Origin of the sequence: Eoetvoesiella caeni, from assembly GCF_003315175.1 — a bacterium.
Classification (GTDB): Bacteria; Pseudomonadota; Gammaproteobacteria; order Burkholderiales; family Burkholderiaceae_B; genus Eoetvoesia; species Eoetvoesia caeni.
Genome location: NZ_QNRQ01000009.1, coordinates 19,093 through 36,528 on the forward strand (window position 1 = coordinate 19,093; position 17,436 = coordinate 36,528).

At 61.1% G+C, this 17,436-nt stretch carries 14 protein-coding genes; 2 read left to right on the plus strand and 12 right to left on the minus strand.

The features are described 5' to 3' along the window. Window positions 1–9 precede the first annotated feature (9 nt). Window positions 10–3,834 (minus strand): ATP-dependent RNA helicase HrpA, encoded by a 3,825-nt coding sequence (gene hrpA / locus DFR37_RS15270; protein WP_113934152.1) that lies wholly within the window; start codon window positions 3,832–3,834, stop codon window positions 10–12. A 76-nt stretch (window positions 3,835–3,910) separates the two neighbouring features. Between hrpA and argA the strand changes: the two genes are divergently transcribed. Continuing rightward, window positions 3,911–5,266, plus strand: a complete 1,356-nt coding sequence (gene argA, locus DFR37_RS15275; RefSeq protein ID WP_113934153.1) for an amino-acid N-acetyltransferase — start codon at window positions 3,911–3,913, stop codon at window positions 5,264–5,266. 194 nt (window positions 5,267–5,460) lie between these two features. Next, entirely contained in the window at window positions 5,461–5,733 is a 273-nt protein-coding gene (locus DFR37_RS15280) for an oxidative damage protection protein (RefSeq protein WP_113934154.1), read from the plus strand. Between the two features lie 45 nt (window positions 5,734–5,778). Here the strand turns inward: DFR37_RS15280 and phoU are convergent, their stop codons facing one another. The 11 genes from phoU to DFR37_RS15335 form a co-directional block, all read right to left on the minus strand. Further along, window positions 5,779–6,507: a phosphate signaling complex protein PhoU gene (gene phoU, locus DFR37_RS15285; RefSeq protein ID WP_113934155.1), complete on the minus strand. Its 729-nt coding sequence runs from the start codon at window positions 6,505–6,507 to the stop codon at window positions 5,779–5,781. A gap of 199 nt (window positions 6,508–6,706) precedes the next feature. Continuing rightward, entirely contained in the window at window positions 6,707–7,387 is a 681-nt protein-coding gene (gene rpiA / locus DFR37_RS15290) for a ribose-5-phosphate isomerase RpiA (protein WP_113934156.1), read from the minus strand. 4 nt (window positions 7,388–7,391) lie between these two features. Continuing rightward, a complete protein-coding gene (locus DFR37_RS15295) occupies window positions 7,392–7,751 on the minus strand; it encodes a Spx/MgsR family RNA polymerase-binding regulatory protein (RefSeq protein WP_113934157.1) in 360 nt (119 codons plus the stop codon). Window positions 7,752–7,847: 96 nt separating this feature from the next. Then, window positions 7,848–8,651 (minus strand): ABC transporter permease subunit, encoded by an 804-nt coding sequence (locus DFR37_RS15300; RefSeq protein WP_113934158.1) that lies wholly within the window; start codon window positions 8,649–8,651, stop codon window positions 7,848–7,850. Further along, window positions 8,648–9,568 (minus strand): ABC transporter permease subunit, encoded by a 921-nt coding sequence (locus DFR37_RS15305; RefSeq protein WP_113934159.1) that lies wholly within the window; start codon window positions 9,566–9,568, stop codon window positions 8,648–8,650. The genes DFR37_RS15300 and DFR37_RS15305 overlap by 4 nt, the downstream gene beginning before the upstream one ends. Then, entirely contained in the window at window positions 9,565–10,695 is a 1,131-nt protein-coding gene (locus tag DFR37_RS15310) for an ABC transporter ATP-binding protein (RefSeq protein ID WP_113934160.1), read from the minus strand. The genes DFR37_RS15305 and DFR37_RS15310 overlap by 4 nt, the downstream gene beginning before the upstream one ends. Before the next feature lie 4 nt (window positions 10,696–10,699). Beyond that, on the minus strand, window positions 10,700–11,800 hold the full coding sequence (locus DFR37_RS15315; RefSeq protein WP_113934161.1) for a polyamine ABC transporter substrate-binding protein: 1,101 nt from the start codon (window positions 11,798–11,800) through the stop codon (window positions 10,700–10,702). A gap of 192 nt (window positions 11,801–11,992) precedes the next feature. Continuing rightward, the gene (locus tag DFR37_RS15320; RefSeq protein WP_379881352.1) at window positions 11,993–12,652 is read right to left on the minus strand and encodes a 3-deoxy-D-manno-octulosonic acid kinase; all 660 of its coding nucleotides are present in this window, start codon (window positions 12,650–12,652) and stop codon (window positions 11,993–11,995) included. 113 nt (window positions 12,653–12,765) lie between these two features. Then, window positions 12,766–15,264, minus strand: a complete 2,499-nt coding sequence (locus tag DFR37_RS15325) for an ABC transporter permease (protein WP_180148069.1) — start codon at window positions 15,262–15,264, stop codon at window positions 12,766–12,768. 40 nt (window positions 15,265–15,304) lie between these two features. Continuing rightward, on the minus strand, window positions 15,305–16,660 hold the full coding sequence (gene radA, locus DFR37_RS15330; protein WP_113934163.1) for a DNA repair protein RadA: 1,356 nt from the start codon (window positions 16,658–16,660) through the stop codon (window positions 15,305–15,307). Between the two features lie 22 nt (window positions 16,661–16,682). Further along, window positions 16,683–17,399 (minus strand): SDR family oxidoreductase, encoded by a 717-nt coding sequence (locus DFR37_RS15335; protein ID WP_113934164.1) that lies wholly within the window; start codon window positions 17,397–17,399, stop codon window positions 16,683–16,685. Window positions 17,400–17,436 lie beyond the last annotated feature (37 nt).

Below are 17,436 nucleotides of genomic sequence, written 5' to 3' on the forward strand. Positions count from 1 at the left end.
GACACAGCTTCAGCGTTGCAGCGCCGACCAGGTCTTCAACAAGCGCTTGACAGACACCGGCATAGGCGTACGCAACTCTTGGGCAAACAGGGCAACACGCAGCTCTTCGAGCAGCCAGCGAAATTCATCCATTTGCGCGTCGGGCGCGCCCTTGAGCGCTGCGTAAGCGCGCTGATACTGTACCAGCAAGGGGGCCATGTCGGCCATCTGGCGCGCATCGCGCGCGGGATCGGCCCTGAGCTTGTCGATCCGCGCCTGGGCCGCCTTGAGATAGCGTGGATAATGGACCAACTGGTTGTATGGCGTATCGCGAATGAATTTTTTGCCCATTAATCCGCCCGCCTGCTTTTGCAAGTCGACATACGCGGCCTGCTGCGGCTTGGCTTGCGGCAATTTCTTTTGCAGCGCAGACCATTCAGTCAGTATCTGTCCCACCAGGCGGGCGACCTCTTGAGCCAGCAGGCCCAGGCGGGTCTTGCCTTCGGCGCGGCGCAGCTCGAAGCTTTCCTGGTCCGTGGGCCAGGGGTCGCCCAGGCAAGCCCGCTCGATCGCACAGTCGATAATCTGATCCCGCAGTTCTTCCTGGGTGCCCAGGCTCATGTACAACATGCTCATGCGGGTCAGGTCGTTCAGGTTTTTCTCGAGGAACTTGACCTGTTCGCGCAATCCCAGTCGAAATAGCCGCAGCAAGCCGGCCCGGTGCTGCAACTGCGCCTGGGCGGGATCGTCGAATACGTCCAGGTCGCAGTATGTACCGTGGTCGATCAGCGCCGGATAGCCCACAAACGACTGCCCCTTGCGCTTGATTTCCATGAGCTCGGGCAAGGGACCGAAGGTCCAGCCGGTCAACTGTTCGTGCGCCAGCGCCTGAGCCACATGTTCGTCGCGTGCCGCCAGTTTCTGGAACGAGGCCTGCGCCTGGCGTCCATGCTCGGCCTTGAGCTGGTCCAGGTTGCGCCCCCCCGACAGCATGCGCCCATGTTCGTCGACGACCTTGAAGTTCATGAACAAATGCGCGGGCAAGGTCTCCAACTTGAAGTCGCCGCGCACCGGCCTGACCTTGACTTGCTCCCACATGTCCGCGCTAATGGCCTCCAGCAAGCCTTGCCCGGGATCTGCCGCACGCTCGAACCAGCGCTCATAGAAGCCGGCGGCGTAGTCGGGCAATGGTACGCAATGGCGCCGCATTTTTTGCGGCAGGGACTTCAGCAGCAAATGCACTTTTTCCTTCAGCATGCCGGGCACCAGCCATTCGCAACGCGCGGGGTCGATCGTATTGAGGGCGAACAGCGGTACGCTAAGAGTGACCCCGTCGCGCACCGAACCGGGCTCGAAGTGATAGTCCAGCGCCATGTCCACGCCCTGCCAGGATACTTTGCGCGGAAACACATCGGTGGTCACGCCGGCGGCCTCGTGCCGCATCAGGTCGTCGCGCTTGAGCAGCAAGGCCTGGGCCGCTTCCTTGCTAAGCCCCTTGACCCATTTTTCCAAGGTTGCCGTCTGGCAGACATCGGCCGGTATCTGTTCATCGTAGAACGCATAGATCAGCGCATCATCCACCAGGATGTCGGGGCGGCGGGTCTGGTGCTCGAGCTTTTCGATCTTGGCGATCAACTGGCGGTTATGGCTGACGAACGGCAAATGCGTATCGATCTCTCCCGGCACCAAGGCTTGCCGTATGAATAGCTCGCGCGCCTGGACGGGATCGACCTTGGCAAAATGTATGCGGCGCCCCGAATACACCGGCAAGCCATACAGCGTAGCCTTCTCGTTGGCCACCACCTGCCCAGCCTTTTTTTCCCAGCGCGGGTCGGACCAGGTGCGGCGGATCAAATGCGCCCCGGCCCGCTCCAGCCAGACCGGATCGATGCGGGCCACGCAGCGCGCATACAAACGGGTCGTCTCGACCAGTTCGGCCGCCACGATCCACCGGCCCGCCTTTTTGACAAGACGAGAGCCGGGATGAATCTGGAAACGAATGTCGCGCGCGCCCTGATAGCCCGCGCCCTCGTCGCTTTTAAGCCCGATATTGCCCAGCAGACCCGACAGCAAGGCCATATGAACCTGCTCGTAGGTGGCGTCCAAGGTATTGACGCGCCAGCCCTGCTCGCCCACCAGCGCGGCCAACTGGCTGTGCACGTCGCGCCATTCGCGCAAACGCAGCGGCGATAGAAAATTTTGCCGCAGCAGGGCCACCAGCTTGCGCTGCGAGGCCTTGTGCGCCACTTGCTCTTCGTACCAGCGCCATAGCTTCAGCCAGGACAGGAATTCAGACTTATCGTCGCCGAACTTGGCGTGCGCTGCCTCGGAAGCCTCGCGCTCGCTCATGGGCCGGTCGCGCGGGTCCTGCACCGACAAGGCCGAGGCAATAATCAGCATCTCGGCCAGGCACTGCTGATCTTTGGCTTCGAGGATCATGCGCGCCAGACGGGGGTCCACAGGCAATTTGGCCAACGCCTTGCCGGTTTCAGTCAGCCGATTCGCTTCGTCCAGCGCCCCCAGTTCTTGCAACAAGTGATAGCCGTCGGCAATCGCCCGGCCGGTTGGCGCATCGACAAACGGAAAGGTTTCGATATCTTCCAGCTTGAGCGCCCGCATGCGCAAGATGACCGAGGCCAGCGATGAACGCAGGATTTCCGGATCGGTAAACGCGGCCCGCTGCTTGAAATCGTCTTCCGCATACAGGCGTATGCAAACGCCTGGGCCAATACGCCCGCAACGGCCGGCGCGCTGGTTGGCGGACGCCTGGCTGATGGGCTCTATACGCAACTGCTCTACTTTGTTGCGCCATGAATAGCGCTTGACGCGCGCCAGGCCGGTATCGACCACATACCGGATGCCGGGCACGGTCAGCGAGGTTTCAGCCACGTTGGTGGCCAGCACAATGCGGCGCGCATTGCCTTTAGGGCGAAATATGCGCTCTTGCTCTTCTTGCGACAGGCGGGCAAACAGCGGCAGTACTTCAGCGCCTTGCGGATGGTGCTTGCGCAGGGCTTCGGCGGTTTCGCGGATTTCACGTTCGCCCGGCAGAAACACCAACACATCGCCAGTGCCGTGGCGGGCGCAGTCGGCTACGCCGTCCACCACCGCATCGACAAGGTCGCGCTCTTCATCGGACGTTGCACGGCGGCCGCCAGTATCGGCGGACTCGATATCTTGCAGCACCGGACGATAAAGCATTTCAACGGGATACAGGCGCCCCGAAACTTCGATGACCGGGGCCGGCTTGCCGCGCTGGGCGAAATGTTCGGCAAAGCGGCTGGCGTCGATGGTCGCCGACGTGATGATCAGTTTCAGGTCGCGTCGCTTGGGCAGCAACTGGCGCAGAAAGCCCAGCAGGAAATCGATATTCAGGCTGCGTTCGTGGGCCTCGTCGATAATGATGGTGTCGTAGCGGCGCAGCAAGGGATCCCGCTGCGACTCGGCCAGCAAGATACCGTCGGTCATCAACTTGATGGCGGCACGCGGACCGGTCCTGTCGCTGAAGCGGATTTGATACCCCACCCATTCGCCCAGCGGCGTTTTAAGCTCTTCGGCAATGCGCTTGGCCACCGAGGTCGCGGCCAGCCGGCGCGGCTGCGTATGGCCTATCATTTTATCCAGGCCGCGTCCCAGCTCCAGGCAGATCTTGGGCAACTGCGTGGTCTTGCCCGAGCCGGTTTCGCCGCATACGATCACAACCTGGTTGGCCTTGATCGCCGCGGCAATATCGCCCCGCCGGCCACTGACGGGCAGGTCCTCGGGGTATTCGATAAGCGGCGGCAAACGCCCACCCGTTTCGCCCAAAGGCGCTACAGTGTGTGTGTTTACCGACAAATCAACGTGCTCTGGCATGTATTTTCTGATAAATGGTTAGCTGGTCATTATAATTTTGAATTGACCTAATTATTATGGATTCCCAGACACCGCCATGGCCACCAACGAAGTCGACACGCTATCAGCCCAAGACGCTCCGGAGTTCGCTCCGGCCCAATTCGTGCGCTGGTTCCGTGAGGTTGCCCCTTATGTACACGATTTCCGGGGCAAGACCTTTGTCGTGGCGTTCGGCGGCGAACTGGTCAACGACGGCGTGCTCAATACGCTGATCCAGGACATTTCGCTGTTGTCGGCCTTGGGCGTAAAGCTGGTTCTGGTGCATGGGTCGCGCCCCCAGGTCAACGAGCAGCTGCAGCTTAAAGGCTACGCCACCCGTTTTGGACGAGGCACCGAGCCGACCAGCGCCGAAGCGCTGGAATGCGCCAAGGAAGCCGCCGGCGAAATCCGCCTGGACATCGAAGCCTCGTTCAGCCAGGGTCTGCCCAATACGCCCATGTCGCATGCGCACATCCGCGTGATATCGGGCAATTTTGTGACCGCCCGGCCGGTGGGCATTATCGACGGCGTCGACTACAAGCATACAGGCGCGGTGCGCAAGCTGGACGTCAACGCCCTGAATGCGGTCATGAACCAGGGTGCCATCGTACTCCTTTCTCCGCTGGGATTCTCGCCCACCGGCGAAGCGTTCAATCTGGCAATGGAAGACCTGGCAACCAGCGCCGCCGTAGCCTTGCGGGCAGAAAAATTGATCTTCCTGACCCAGGACCGCACCGTGCATGACGAAGACGGCTCGGTCGACACCGAACTGGCCCGCGAAGACGCCGACGCCCTGCTGGCCGCCGGCACACTGGACGAAGACACCGCATCGTTTCTAAGCCACGCGTCGCGCGCGGTCAAGCGCGGGGTGGCGCGCGCCCACCTGATTCCGTACAACCTGGACGGCAGCGTCCTGCTTGAAATCTTCACTCATGATGGCGTTGGTACCATGGTGGTGGAAGATACCCTGGACGACCTGCGCTCGGCCACGGTCGACGACGTCGGCGCCATTGTGCAGCTTATCGAGCCGCTGGAGGCCGACGGCACGCTGGTGCCGCGCGGACGCGCGGTCATCGAGCGCGATGTCGAACAATTTACGGTTCTCGAGCACGACGGCGTCATTTACGGCTGTGTTGCGATCAACCCTTACCTTGGCGAAGGCATGGCCGAAATGGCCTGCCTGATCGTCCACCCTGAATGGCAGGGCTCGGGCGAAGGCGAGATACTGCTGCGCCATGCCGAATCACGCGCCCGCGCCCTGGGAGCCCGGCGCCTGTTCGTGCTTACGACACGCACGTCGCACTGGTTCATCAAGCGCGGCTTTGCGCAAGGCGGCGTCTCGGACCTGCCCAAAGAGCGCCAGGCCCACTACAACCGCTCGCGCAACAGCCTGGTATTCATCAAGCGGCTGTAGACGCCGTGCCGACCGCTTTATTTGCGTATCGCAGCGGCGGTCCCCACCCATTGCCGGGCAAAGCCTTGACACGGGACCAGGCGCGGACATAGTCTGCGCAAGCACGGAACGCGCGGCCACAAGCATGCATGGGCCGCAAGGATGGATTGGGTACAATGGGCCTATTCGTTCAACTAGTTCGAGGTAATACTCTCATGGCACGTATGGTTCACTGCGTAAAGCTCAAGCGCGAGGCCGAAGGGCTGGATTTCCCTCCCTATCCGGGCGAGCTTGGCACCCGCATCTGGCAAAGCATTTCCAAAGAAGCCTGGGCGCAATGGGTGGACACCCAAACCCGCCTGGTCAACGAAAACCGCCTTAATCTGGCCGATGCCCGCGCACGCAAGTATCTGGCCCAGCAGATGGAAAACTTCCTGTTCCACGACGCCGACGTCGAAGCCCAAGGCTACGTTCCACCGGCTGCCTGACGCGCAGCGCCGGAGCGGGCCTGTATCAGGCCTGGCCACCACGAATCAAACGTCGTTGTCTTCTTCGTAGGCGGTTTCGCCGCGCGCGGTGCGCTCGGTGGCCTTGACGCCGGTATGGCGCACGTCGTCGCCGCGCACCATGTAAATGACGCGCTCGGCCATGTTCTTGGCATGATCGCCGATGCGTTCAAGCGAACGTGCAATGAAGATAAGGTCGATGGCGCGCGTAATGATGCGCGGATCTTCGATCATATAAGTAATGATATGGCGCAACGACGCCTTCCATTCTTTGTCGACTTCTTTATCGTTGCGCACGACTTGCGCCGCCTGCACGGGATCTTCGCGCGCGAAAGAGTCCAGCGCATCGTGGATCATGCCTACTACATAGTTGGTCATGTGCCGCAATTCGACAATGGGGGTGTAGCGCCCTTCTGTTTCGTGCAGCCTGCGCGCCATCTTGGCGATTTTCTCGGCCTCGTCACCGCAGCGTTCCATGTCGGTCAGCATTTTGGAAATGGACAGCAGCAGGCGCAGGTCGACGGCCGTGGGCTGGTTACGGGCTATCAGGAAGCCGATGCGTTCGTCGATTTCGACTTCGAAACGGTTGACTTCTTTTTCGCGTTCGCGCACTTGCTCGACCAGCGAGAGGTCGCCTACGATAAGGGCCTCCATGCCGTCCCGGACCATGGATTCGACCAGCCCGCCCATTTGCAAGAACAAAGAGCGCGTGGTCTCGAGATCGTTGGAGAATTGTTTATTTGTGTGCTCGGACATATCAGCCTTCAGTCATCGCAATATGAATCAAATGGCGCCATACGGAGCCGATACGGAAATAATAAATCCAATAGCCCAAAGGGTACACTGAAATTACGCAGCCGCCCCTTGGCAGGCTGTTATTTGCCCCGCAAAAATCCCGCAAGCGCAACCGAAGTGTTGGATAGTCCAAGACTAACGCATTTTCATGACAGGATTATTACCGCGGCGCCCGCAGCTCGCGCACGCCGTCCTGGGTGGACATAAGCGCAATATCGGCACCGGCAATGGCAAACAGGCCGCAAGTGACAACGCCGGGAATATTATTGATGGCGGCCTCCAGTTGCTCGGGCTGGGCGATGGCAAGTCCGGCCACGTCCAGGATTTCGCATCCGTTGTCTGTGACGAAGCCTTCGCGTAGAACAGGCTGGCCGCCCAGCCGGACGAGTTCGCGGGCAACCGCCGCCCTGGCCATCGGAATGACCTCGACGGGCAAGGGAAACCTGCCCAGTTTTTGCACCAGCTTGGATTCGTCGACGATGCAAACAAAGCGCTCAGCCACCGAAGCAACGATTTTTTCCCGGGTAAGCGCTCCCCCGCCGCCTTTTATCATATGCAGGCCTGCATCGATTTCGTCCGCACCGTCTACATAGACGGGCATCGTCTGCACATCGTTCAGGTCGAACACCCGCACGCCTAGAGCAGACAAGCGCGCCGAACTGCGGTCCGAGCTTGAGACTGCGCCGCGAAAGCGCTCTTTGTGCATGGCCAGGCCATCGATGAACAAATCGGCGGTGGACCCCGTGCCTACCCCGACAATGACGTCCGTGCGCAACATGGGCAAAATGTAATCGACCGCCGCCTGCGCCGCGTTTTGCTTGAGCTCTTGCTGTGTCAGCATATGTTCAACCTATCAGTTCGCTGTATTTTTTTTCGGAAAATCCCAGGGCGGCAATCTGGCCCGCACGCACCATGAGGGGCCGCTTGATCAAGGTTGGAAACTCGGAGGCAAGCGCCAGCCATTCGGCGTCCGAGCCCGGCGTCTTGCGCTCTGGGGGCAAGTTGCGCCAGGTCATGGAGGCCCGATTCGCGAGCTTGTCCCAGCCGCCCAGTGCCTGCGACCATTGCGACAAGAGCTTGGGATTGATGGGCTGGTCGCGGTAGTCGGTGAATGTATAGGCAATGCCGTGCTCGTCAAGCCAGCGCATGGCTTTGACGCAAGTACTGCATCGCTTCAGTCCGTAAAGTTCAAGAGCTTGTGTCATAGTGATTCCTATATTGTATCCGTCGGGCAATGCTCTCGCGGGCAACGCCCACATGGCAACAGGATGGCGTGGGCGCCGCCTGCCGCGCATCGCACGCTAGACGGATTCTTTGCGCCGCTGTATGCGGTTTGCAACGAGAACGCATATTCCCACGACCAAAATAAAAAGCGTGGCCAGCGCGTTGATCTCGGGTTTAAGACCCAGGCGGACCCGCGAAAACACCTCGAGCGGCAAAGTGGTGTACCCCGGCCCCGACAGGAAGGAGGCGATCACGACATCGTCCAGCGACAACGTGAATGCCAGCAGCCAAGCCGCGGCAAGCGCCGGCGCTATCAACGGCAGCGTAATCGTAAAGAATACCTTGAGCGGCGTCGCGCCCAGGTCCAGCGCCGCCTCTTCGAGCGAGCGATCCAGATCGCGTATGCGCGACTGGATCACCACGGCCACATAGGCCATGCAAAGGATGACGTGGCCCACCCAGATGGTGAACACGCCGTTGCCGGAAGGCCAGCCGAATACCTTGCCGAACTCGACGAACATCAGCAGCAGCGAAATTCCCAATACCACCTCGGGAATCACCAGCGGCGCGCTGAGCATGCCGACGTACAAGGTAAAGCCGCGAAAACGGCCCGAGCGAACCAGCACATAGCCCGCCCAAGTGCCGATGACAGCCGCGGCCGTGGCTGTCATGGCTGCTATTTGCAGCGACAAGAGCGCCGCGCTCAACAGCGCCTGATCGTCGAACAGGGCGTGGTACCAGCGCAGCGAGAACCCGGTCCAGGATGTCATCAAGGGCGAATCGTTGAACGAATACGCCATCAGGCATACGATAGGCACGTATAAAAATGCGTAGCCCAGGAATAAAACGATGGCACGCAGGGTACGGTTGGGCTGGATCATCGCGCTCCCCGCCCTTCGCGCTCGAACTGGCGAACCTGGTTGTGCTGAAAGATAATCATGGGTATCAGCAGAAACAGCACCATCACGACCGTCACCGCCGAAGCCATGGGCCAGTCGGCGTTATTGAAGAATTCGGTCCACATGACCCGCCCCATCATCAGCGTATTGGCGCCGCCCAGCATCTCGGGGACAACATATTCGCCCACGGTGGGAATAAAGACCAGCATGGCGCCGGCCACCACGCCCGGCATGGACAAGGGCAAGGTTACCGACAAAAATGCGCGCCATGGCCTGCAGCCCAGGTCGTAGGCCGCTTCCAGCAGGCGCAAGTCCATCTTCACCAAAGTGGCGTACAACGGCAAAATGAAAAACGGCAAGTAAGCGTAGACCAGGCCAATATAGACTGCCAGGTCAGTACGATAGATTTCAAGGGGAGTCTTGATAAGGCCGAGCCAGATCAGCGCGTTGTTCAGCAGCCCATCGTTGCGCAAAATGCCCACCCATGCATAGACGCGCAGCAACAGCGAGGTCCAGAATGGCAAGATGACCGCAAACAGCAGCAGGTTGCGCAAGGCCGGCCGCGAGCGCGCAATGTAGTACGCCATGGGGTAGCCTATCAGCGCACAGCATACCGTGGTGACCAGCGCCATCTTCACCGAACTGAAATACGTGGCGATATACAGGCTGTCCGAGAACAACAGCGCGTAGGTGCGCAAATGCAGGCTCAGGGCGATGGCCTGGTCCTTGATTTCCACCAGCGGCGTATACGGTGGAACACCGAAAGCCAAGTCCGCGAAGCTGATTTTCAAGACCAGCAAAAAAGGCAGCAGCAAGAACAGGCCCAGCCACAGGAATGGCGGGGCAATGGCCAGAAAACGGCCGGACGGAGCCAGGCGCGCCAGGGACAGCCTGCTCATGACGGCAGCACCGTCGCCGCATCGCTGGCCCAGCTGGCGTAGACTTCTTCGTCCACAGCCGGAGCGTCGGCCTGAGCCAGCATCATGGCGGGAATACTGGCTTCGATCAGCAGCCCGGAGTCCAGGCGAATTTGATAGCGCACATAACCACCCATCCAGGCGACGTGGCTGACCATGCCATGCGCCCAATTATGCTCGGCCTCGGGCTGTTCGCGCTGAACGCGTATATGTTCGGGCCGCACAGACACATGCACGTCCATGCCCAAGGGTTCGTTGACGCCATGGTTGACGTACAAAGGACGCGAAAGCTGGTCGGTTTCGATCAGCACGTGGTCGGCCTCGTCCACGACAATGGCGCCGTCGAACAAATTGGTCGAGCCGATGAAACCGGCCACGAAGCGGCAGTTGGGAAAAGTATAGACATCATGCGGCGTGCCGCACTGCACGATCTGGCCTTCGGTCATGACCGCCAGGCGGTCGGCCATGGTCATGGCCTCTTCCTGGTCGTGCGTGACCATGATGCAGGTCACCCCCACCTGTTCCAGTATTTTGGTCAACTCTATTTGCGTCTTCTGGCGAATCTGCTTGTCCAGCGCCGACATGGGTTCGTCAAGCAGCAACAGCTTGGGCCGCTTGACCAGGCTGCGCGCCAGGGCCACACGCTGCTGCTGGCCGCCCGACAACTGATGCGGTTTGCGGCGCGAGAATCCGGCCATCTGCACCAAGTCCAAAGCCTCGAATACACGATCGTGGATTTCGTTGGCAGCGACCCCTTCCTGTTTGAGGCCGAAGGCCACATTGGCCTGGACCGACATATGCGGAAACAAGGCATAGGACTGGAACATCATATTGACCGGCCGCCGGTAAGGAGGCAAGGCGGTAATGTCCTCGCCGTCCAGATAGATACGGCCCGAGGTGGGTTCTTCGAACCCCGCCAGCATGCGCAACAGAGTGGACTTGCCGCAACCCGAACTGCCCAGCAAGGCAAAAATTTCACGGCGGCGCACCGACAGGCTGACCGACTGCACAGCCACGGTATCGCCGTAGATCTTGACGATCTCTTCGACCCGCACGAACTCCTCCGCGTCGCCCGACCAGGCTGGCGCTATCAAGCGATTATCCTGCATGGCGTCAACGGCCCGACTTAAGCTCGGCCCACATGCGCGTTTGCAGGCGCTGGATGGGCAAGGGCTGCGGCTTGATGACGAACAAGCTGCGCGCAACATCGGCGGGCGGATAAATCATGGGGTTGTCGGCCACTTCCTTGTTGACGTACTTGCGCGCTTCCTTGTTGGCATTGGGATAGAACATGGTATTGGTAATGGCGGCGTGTACCTGGGGTGTTTCTATGTAGTTGATGAACGCCATGGCTTCGGCGGGATGGGCCGCGTCCTTGGGAACAGCCATGGTGTCGAACCAGACCGGCGCGCCGCCGTTGGGCAGGTAATAGTCGATGGCATAGGGTTTCTTGGCCAATTGCGCTCGGTGCCGGGCTATCATGACGTCGCCCGAAAAGCCGTAGACCATGCACAGATCGCCAGCAGTAAGCTCATCGATATAGCCCGACGAGCTGAACTGGCGCACAAACGGCCGGATCTTCTTCAAGAGCTCCAACGCAGCCTTGTAGTCTTCCGGGTCGCTGCTGTTGGGATCTTTGCCCAAGTAATGCAACACGGCCGGAAACACCTGGGCGGCCTCATCCAGTATGGAGATGCCGCAAGACTTGAGCTTTTCCGCGTTTTCGGGCTTGAACAACATGCCCCAGTCGCCCAAAGGCGCGTCGGCGCCCATGATTTCGCGCACCTTGGTGACGTTGTAGCCCAGGCCGTTGGTGCCATAGCCCCAGGGCACGAGGTACTCATTGCCGGGATCGACGGTCGCGACCAAGGCCATGATTTCCGGGTCAAGATATTTGAGATTGGGCATTGCCGCTTTGTCGAGCTTGCGGAACAAGCCCGCCTGGAGCTGGCGCGCCGCATAGTGCGTCGAAGGAACGACGACGTCATAACCCGACTTGCCCGTAAGCAGCTTGGCCTGCAGCGTATCGTTGCTGTCGTAGACATCGTAGCGCACCTTGATGCCGGTTTCCTTCTCGAAGCCTGAAATCGTGTCGGGCGCCGTGTATTCGGCCCAGTTGTATACGTTCACAACTTTTTCCTGAGCCCAGGCCGGCGACATGGCAAGCACCAGCCCCAGCCCGCAAACAAACCGCCTTGCCAAACCGAAATCCATGGATAACTCCTGAGAAACAAGTTTTCCGCAGCAAAAAACTGCATGAAGTGCGGTACACAAACCGCGTAGTGCCGAAAATTCCGCATGAACCGCAGAAAGGCCTGCACAAAATGCAGAAAATGCCTGAAAGCGGTAAAGAACTGCACGCCAAAAGGCGTGATGATAATGCCTTTTGGCTTTGAATGTGGCGATTTATGCGGCCATCAGCCCGGTATAGGCCTGATTGACGGCAAGCCAATACCGATCGCCGGCTGCGCCCGCCACTTTAACCAAAGAGCGCCGCAGACGCTGCAAATTCTGTGTACGCGGCCCCGACGTCATGGTGCGCCTGCGTCCACGGTCAAAGTCAATAAGCCAGACTTTTCCTGTGTGGTCGATCAAGATATTAAAGGCATTCAGATCCGCGTGCCACACCCCGGCCTCGTGCATGGCGTAAATGGCGCCAGCCACCCGTTGCGGATTGCTGGCTTCGAGCATCTTGGCCAGGGCGCGGGCCTGCGGAATGCACTCGGTCAGCAAGGCGGCCCGGTAAACAGGCCCGCTGCGCCAGTAGGCCGCCGCCAGAGGCCGAGGCACCGGCAAGCCCCGCCCTGCCATAAAGTGCATAAGGTCGAACTCGGCAAACGAACGCGTGCGCCCGGCTCCTGCCCAAAAGTAATGGTCATGGCTAAGGCGCGCAATCAGGCCTCCGCGCCGATACTGCCTGAGCACGGCGTTGTCCAGCCCCGGACCATGGACGTACCAGGCAGCCTGGCGTCCGCCGACGCCGACCGGCGTCGCGCGCAGCCCGGGCGTTGCCGGGTCGAACAACGCTGGGGAAGGCTCCGGGATACGGTCCGGTGCGAAACGCATCGCTCCGCCAGCGAAAAACAGGTCCCGCGGCGGCGGCAACGAATTATTCGTTCCTCTACCCGAAGGCATCGGGCCTGAGGCATCGGCCTCGTCCAGACCGGCAAACGGACCGTTCATACCACCTCGCGAAGAGAAGCCAGGGGCGGCGCTTTCAATACGTTGCGCAATGCCAGGCTGCCGCCCACGCAGGCCGCGGCGATGCCCAGGAATGCGCCCACGGGCCAGGGCCACCACGGCAGCGAAAAGGAAAATTCAAAAACGCGATCGGCCAACACCGAAGCAACGGCCAGCGCTCCGCCCGCGGCCAGCAGGCCGGACAAGGCGCCGATCAGTATCATTTCCATGCGCAAGGAAGTGGACAGCAGGCTAGAGCCCGCGCCCAGCACACGCAGTACGGCCGCTTCATGGGTGCGTTCGTCGCGCGTGGACGAAAACGCGGCGGCCAGCACGATCAGGCCGGCTGCCACCGTGAACAGAAACAACAATTGCACCGCGCCGATGACCTGGTCAAGTATGTTTTTGACCTGCGCCAGAATCGCCCCCACATCGAAAACCGTCAGGTTGGGAAAGTCATGGACCAATTGCTGCTTGAAGGCAATCTTGTCCGCCGGCAAGTGAAACGACGTAATAAACGTGGTGGGCGCGCCTTCCAGAGCCCTCGGCGACATCACGGCAAAAAAATTGACATCGAATGAATCCCACTTGACTTCACGCAAGCTGCTTACCGCCACCGTTGTTGCCTGGCCCGCGATGTCGAACGTCAGTGTGTCGCCCAACTTTATCTTCAGTGTCTTGGCCAGGCCGTCCTCGAGCGAGACCTCGTCATTGGCCGGATCGATCCAGCGGCCCGCAATAATCGTGTTGCTGCTTGGCAAGGCGTCCAGATAGGAAAGGTTGAATTCGCGCTCGACCAGCCGTTGCGCCCGCTCGTCGCTATAGGCATCGCCGCTGATTGCTTTGCCATTGATGGCCACCAGGCGGCCGCGCACCATGGGCGCCAGCGGCTGCGAGCTCAGGCCCGCCGCCGCAAGGCGCGCCTGCATTGCCTGACGCTGATCGGGCTGGATATTGATAAGAAAAGTATTGGGGCTGTCCGGCGGCAAGGTATCGCGCCAGCCCGCCAGCAAGTCCGTGCGGACCAAGGCCAGCAAAAGCAGGACCATCAAGCCGATCGACAACGCGCTTATCTGGGTGATGGTGAGGGCCTTGCGGCGCACCAGGCCAGCCAGCGCAAAGCGCAAGGCCGGCTGGGCGGCGATTACGCGGCGAGCCGCGTCCAGCAACTGGACCATCAGCCAGGCCAGCAAGGCAAACGCTCCGAGCGCCGCGAGGAACCCGCCGCATATAACCAGGCTAAGCCGGGCATCCGCGGAGATCCACCAGGCCAGGCCGTAAAAAGCCGCCGCGGCTATCGCGTACGCCGGCCACCGATGACGGCGCGGCAAGGCGTATTCGCGGCGCAAGACACGCGACGGCGGCACATTGCGCAAAGCCATGAGCGCCGGCAAGGAGAAGCCCAGCAGCAATACCAGGCTGGTAGCCATGCCTTGATATACCGGCCGCCAGGAGGCGGCGGGCAAGACGGTGTCGAACCAGGCAGCCACCGCCGCAGCCAGTGCATGCTGCACGCCATAGGCGGCAGCAACGCCCACAGCCCCGGCCAGCAAGGCCAGCAGGAAAAATTCGCTCCAGAGCATCAGGCCCAGCTGCCGGCGCGTGACGCCAAGGCAACGCATGACGGCAATGCCGTCGCGATGCCGTAAAGTAAAGCGGCGGGTAGCCAGCGCCACGGCTACAGCCGCAATCATGACGGCCAGCAAAGCCACCAGGACCAGGAACTGCTGGGCACGCTTAAGCGAACCCGTAATCTCGGGACGCGCCGAATCCAGGCTGCTTAATTCCTGCCCGCGCTGCAAACGCGGCGTCAACCAGCTTTTATAGGCGTTGACTGCCTCGGCAGTGCCCGCGACCAGCAGGGTATAGCGCACGCGGCTGCCCGGCCCCAACAAGCCGGTGGCCGGCAGATCGTCCATATTGATCATGGCCCGCGGCGCCACGTTGACAAACTGCACCCCGCGGTCGGGCTCGAAAACAATGACGCGCTCGATCTTCATGGCTGCATCGCCCACATGCAGCGTGTCGCCCACATGCAATCCCAATAGCGCCAGTACCTGGGCGTCGACCCAGACGCCGCCACGCCGGGGGACATCGGGCGCAGGTTCGCCGTCGCCTCCCGGCGCGGCCGCCACCTTCACCCGGCCGCGCAAAGGATAGCCATGCTCGACAGCCTTTAGCGAAACCAATTGCGAGCTATCGGCCGAGCCGGCCATCGACGGGAATTGCATCGTACGAGCCGTAGTCAGTCCCTGTTGCGCCGCCCGCTCGATAAAGGGCGCCGGCAGCGGCTCGCCGCTGTTCAACGCCAGGTCGCCCCCCAGCATCTGGGCAGAGTTGCGTTCCAGCGCCCGGCCTACCCGGTCGGTAATGAAGCCCACGCTGGACACGGCCGCCACAGCAATGATCAGCGCCAACGCCAGCAGGCGCAGTTCGCCAGAACGGGCATCGCGCAGCAATGCCCGTACACCGTTGAAGAAATAGGATAAGCCGCTCAAGTGCACCGCCCCGCCTTATAAAGCACCGAAACAAGCAACTTTAGCGCAAACGGTCGATGGCCGCGTCGACCCGGTCGACCGGCCATACTTCCAGCCCTTCGATGGGATGGCGAGGCGCATTGGCCTTGGGGATGAGAGCCAGGTTGAAACCCAGCTTTGCGGCCTCTTTCAGGCGTTCTTGCCCGCGCGGAGCCGGCCGGATTTCGCCGGCCAGGCCGACTTCACCGAACACAATAAGCCCTTTGGGCAAAGGCTTGTTGCGCAGCGAAGACATGATCGCCAGCAATACCGGCAGATCGGCGGCCGGTTCGGTAATCTTGACCCCGCCCACCGCGTTGACGAAGACGTCCTGGTCGTATGTGGCCACCCCCGCGTGGCGGTGCAAGACAGCCAGCAGCATGGCCAGGCGCGTGCTTTCCAGCCCCACCGACAGGCGCCGGGGATTGGGGACATGGGCGCTGTCGACCAGCGCCTGGATCTCGACCAGCAGCGGCCGGCTGCCTTCCTGGGTTGCCATCACGCAGGAACCTGCCACATCAGTGTCGTGCTGCGACAGGAACAAGGCCGACGGATTGGCCACGCCCCGCAGGCCCCGGTCGGTCATGGCGAAGACGCCAAGTTCGTTGACCGCGCCGAAACGGTTTTTGAACGCCCGGATCAAGCGGAAGGACGAATGCGTGTCGCCTTCGAAATAAAGCACGGTATCGACAATGTGCTCGAGCACGCGGGGCCCGGCCAGCGTGCCGTCTTTGGTGACATGGCCGATGAGCACAATGGTGATGCCGGTTTGCTTGGCGAAACGCGTCAGTTGCGCCGCGCATTCACGCACTTGCGACACCGAGCCGGGCGCAGCGCTGAGTTCGCTGGAATACAAGGTCTGGATCGAGTCGATGACCGCCACGGCCGGGCGCTGCTCGGCCAGGGCCGCCACGATGGCTTCAAGGCGGATCTCGGCCAGAAGATTGACTTCGCCGGTGGAGAGTTCAAGGCGCCGCGCGCGCAGCGCCACTTGTTCGGCGGACTCTTCGCCGGTGACATACAAGACCGACACGGCGTTGGACAGCGAAGCCAGCGCCTGCAACAGCAGCGTGGACTTGCCTATGCCAGGATCGCCGCCGATAAGCACCACGGCCCCCGCAACCAGTCCGCCGCCCAGGACGCGGTCGAATTCAGGAATGCCCGAAGGCTGCCGTGGCAGTTCGCGCGCTTCGATTTCGGACAGGCTGCGCACGGGACTTGCGCCGGCCAGAGGCGCAAAGCGATGCGCCGTCGCGGCCGGGGCCGCAACCGATTCGACCAGGGTGTTCCAGGCCCCGCAGTGGGGGCATTTGCCTTCCCATTTGGGGCAGGTGCCGCCGCATTCGTTGCAAACGTATGAAGTTTTAATTTTAGCCATGGTGCCAGTGTAACGGCTGGCCTTAGCGGCCCGCCAAACTGCCGCCGCCGTCCACGCCAAGGACTTGCCCGGTAATGTAGCCGGCCTCGGGCGAGAGCAAAAAAGTTACCGCCGCGGCGACATCGGAGGGCTGCCCCAGGCGGTGCATGGGAATGCTGGCCAAGGCTTTTTTCTCGGCATCGCTGCCGGCGGGATGGCCGGCGCGAAAAAGTTCGGTTTCGATGGGGCCGGGCGATACGGCATTGACCGTAATGCCGAACTCGGCCAGTTCGAGGGCCCAGGTTTTGGTGCAGCCGATCAGGGCGCTTTTGGCCGCCGAATAGCTGGTGCGCTCGAAGGCGCCCGAGGCCGCGCGACTGCAAATATTGACGATACGGCCTTCCTGGCGCGCTTTCATGGCTGGCACAAAGGCCTGGGTTACCTGCACGGCCACCCGCACATTCAGGTCGAACACATTGTAAAGAGAGGCCAGGTCGACCTCGCCCAGGGGCTCGGGCTTGACCAGGCCGACATTGTTGACAATGGCGTCGACCGGATATTTTTCGCGGATGACCCGCAGGATGTCTTCGGTTTCACCGGCATTTTGCAGGTCGCACGAATATAAATAGCCCGGAAAGTCAATATCCTGAGTATGCCTGGCCAGCCCTACGACATGGCAGCCCAGATCGGCCAGCCGCCGGCTGACGGCCCAGCCTATGCCTTTCGTCGCACCCGTAACCAGCACACACTTGTTCTTCACGATAAATCCTTTGTATGTCCATTATTGACCGACCGGG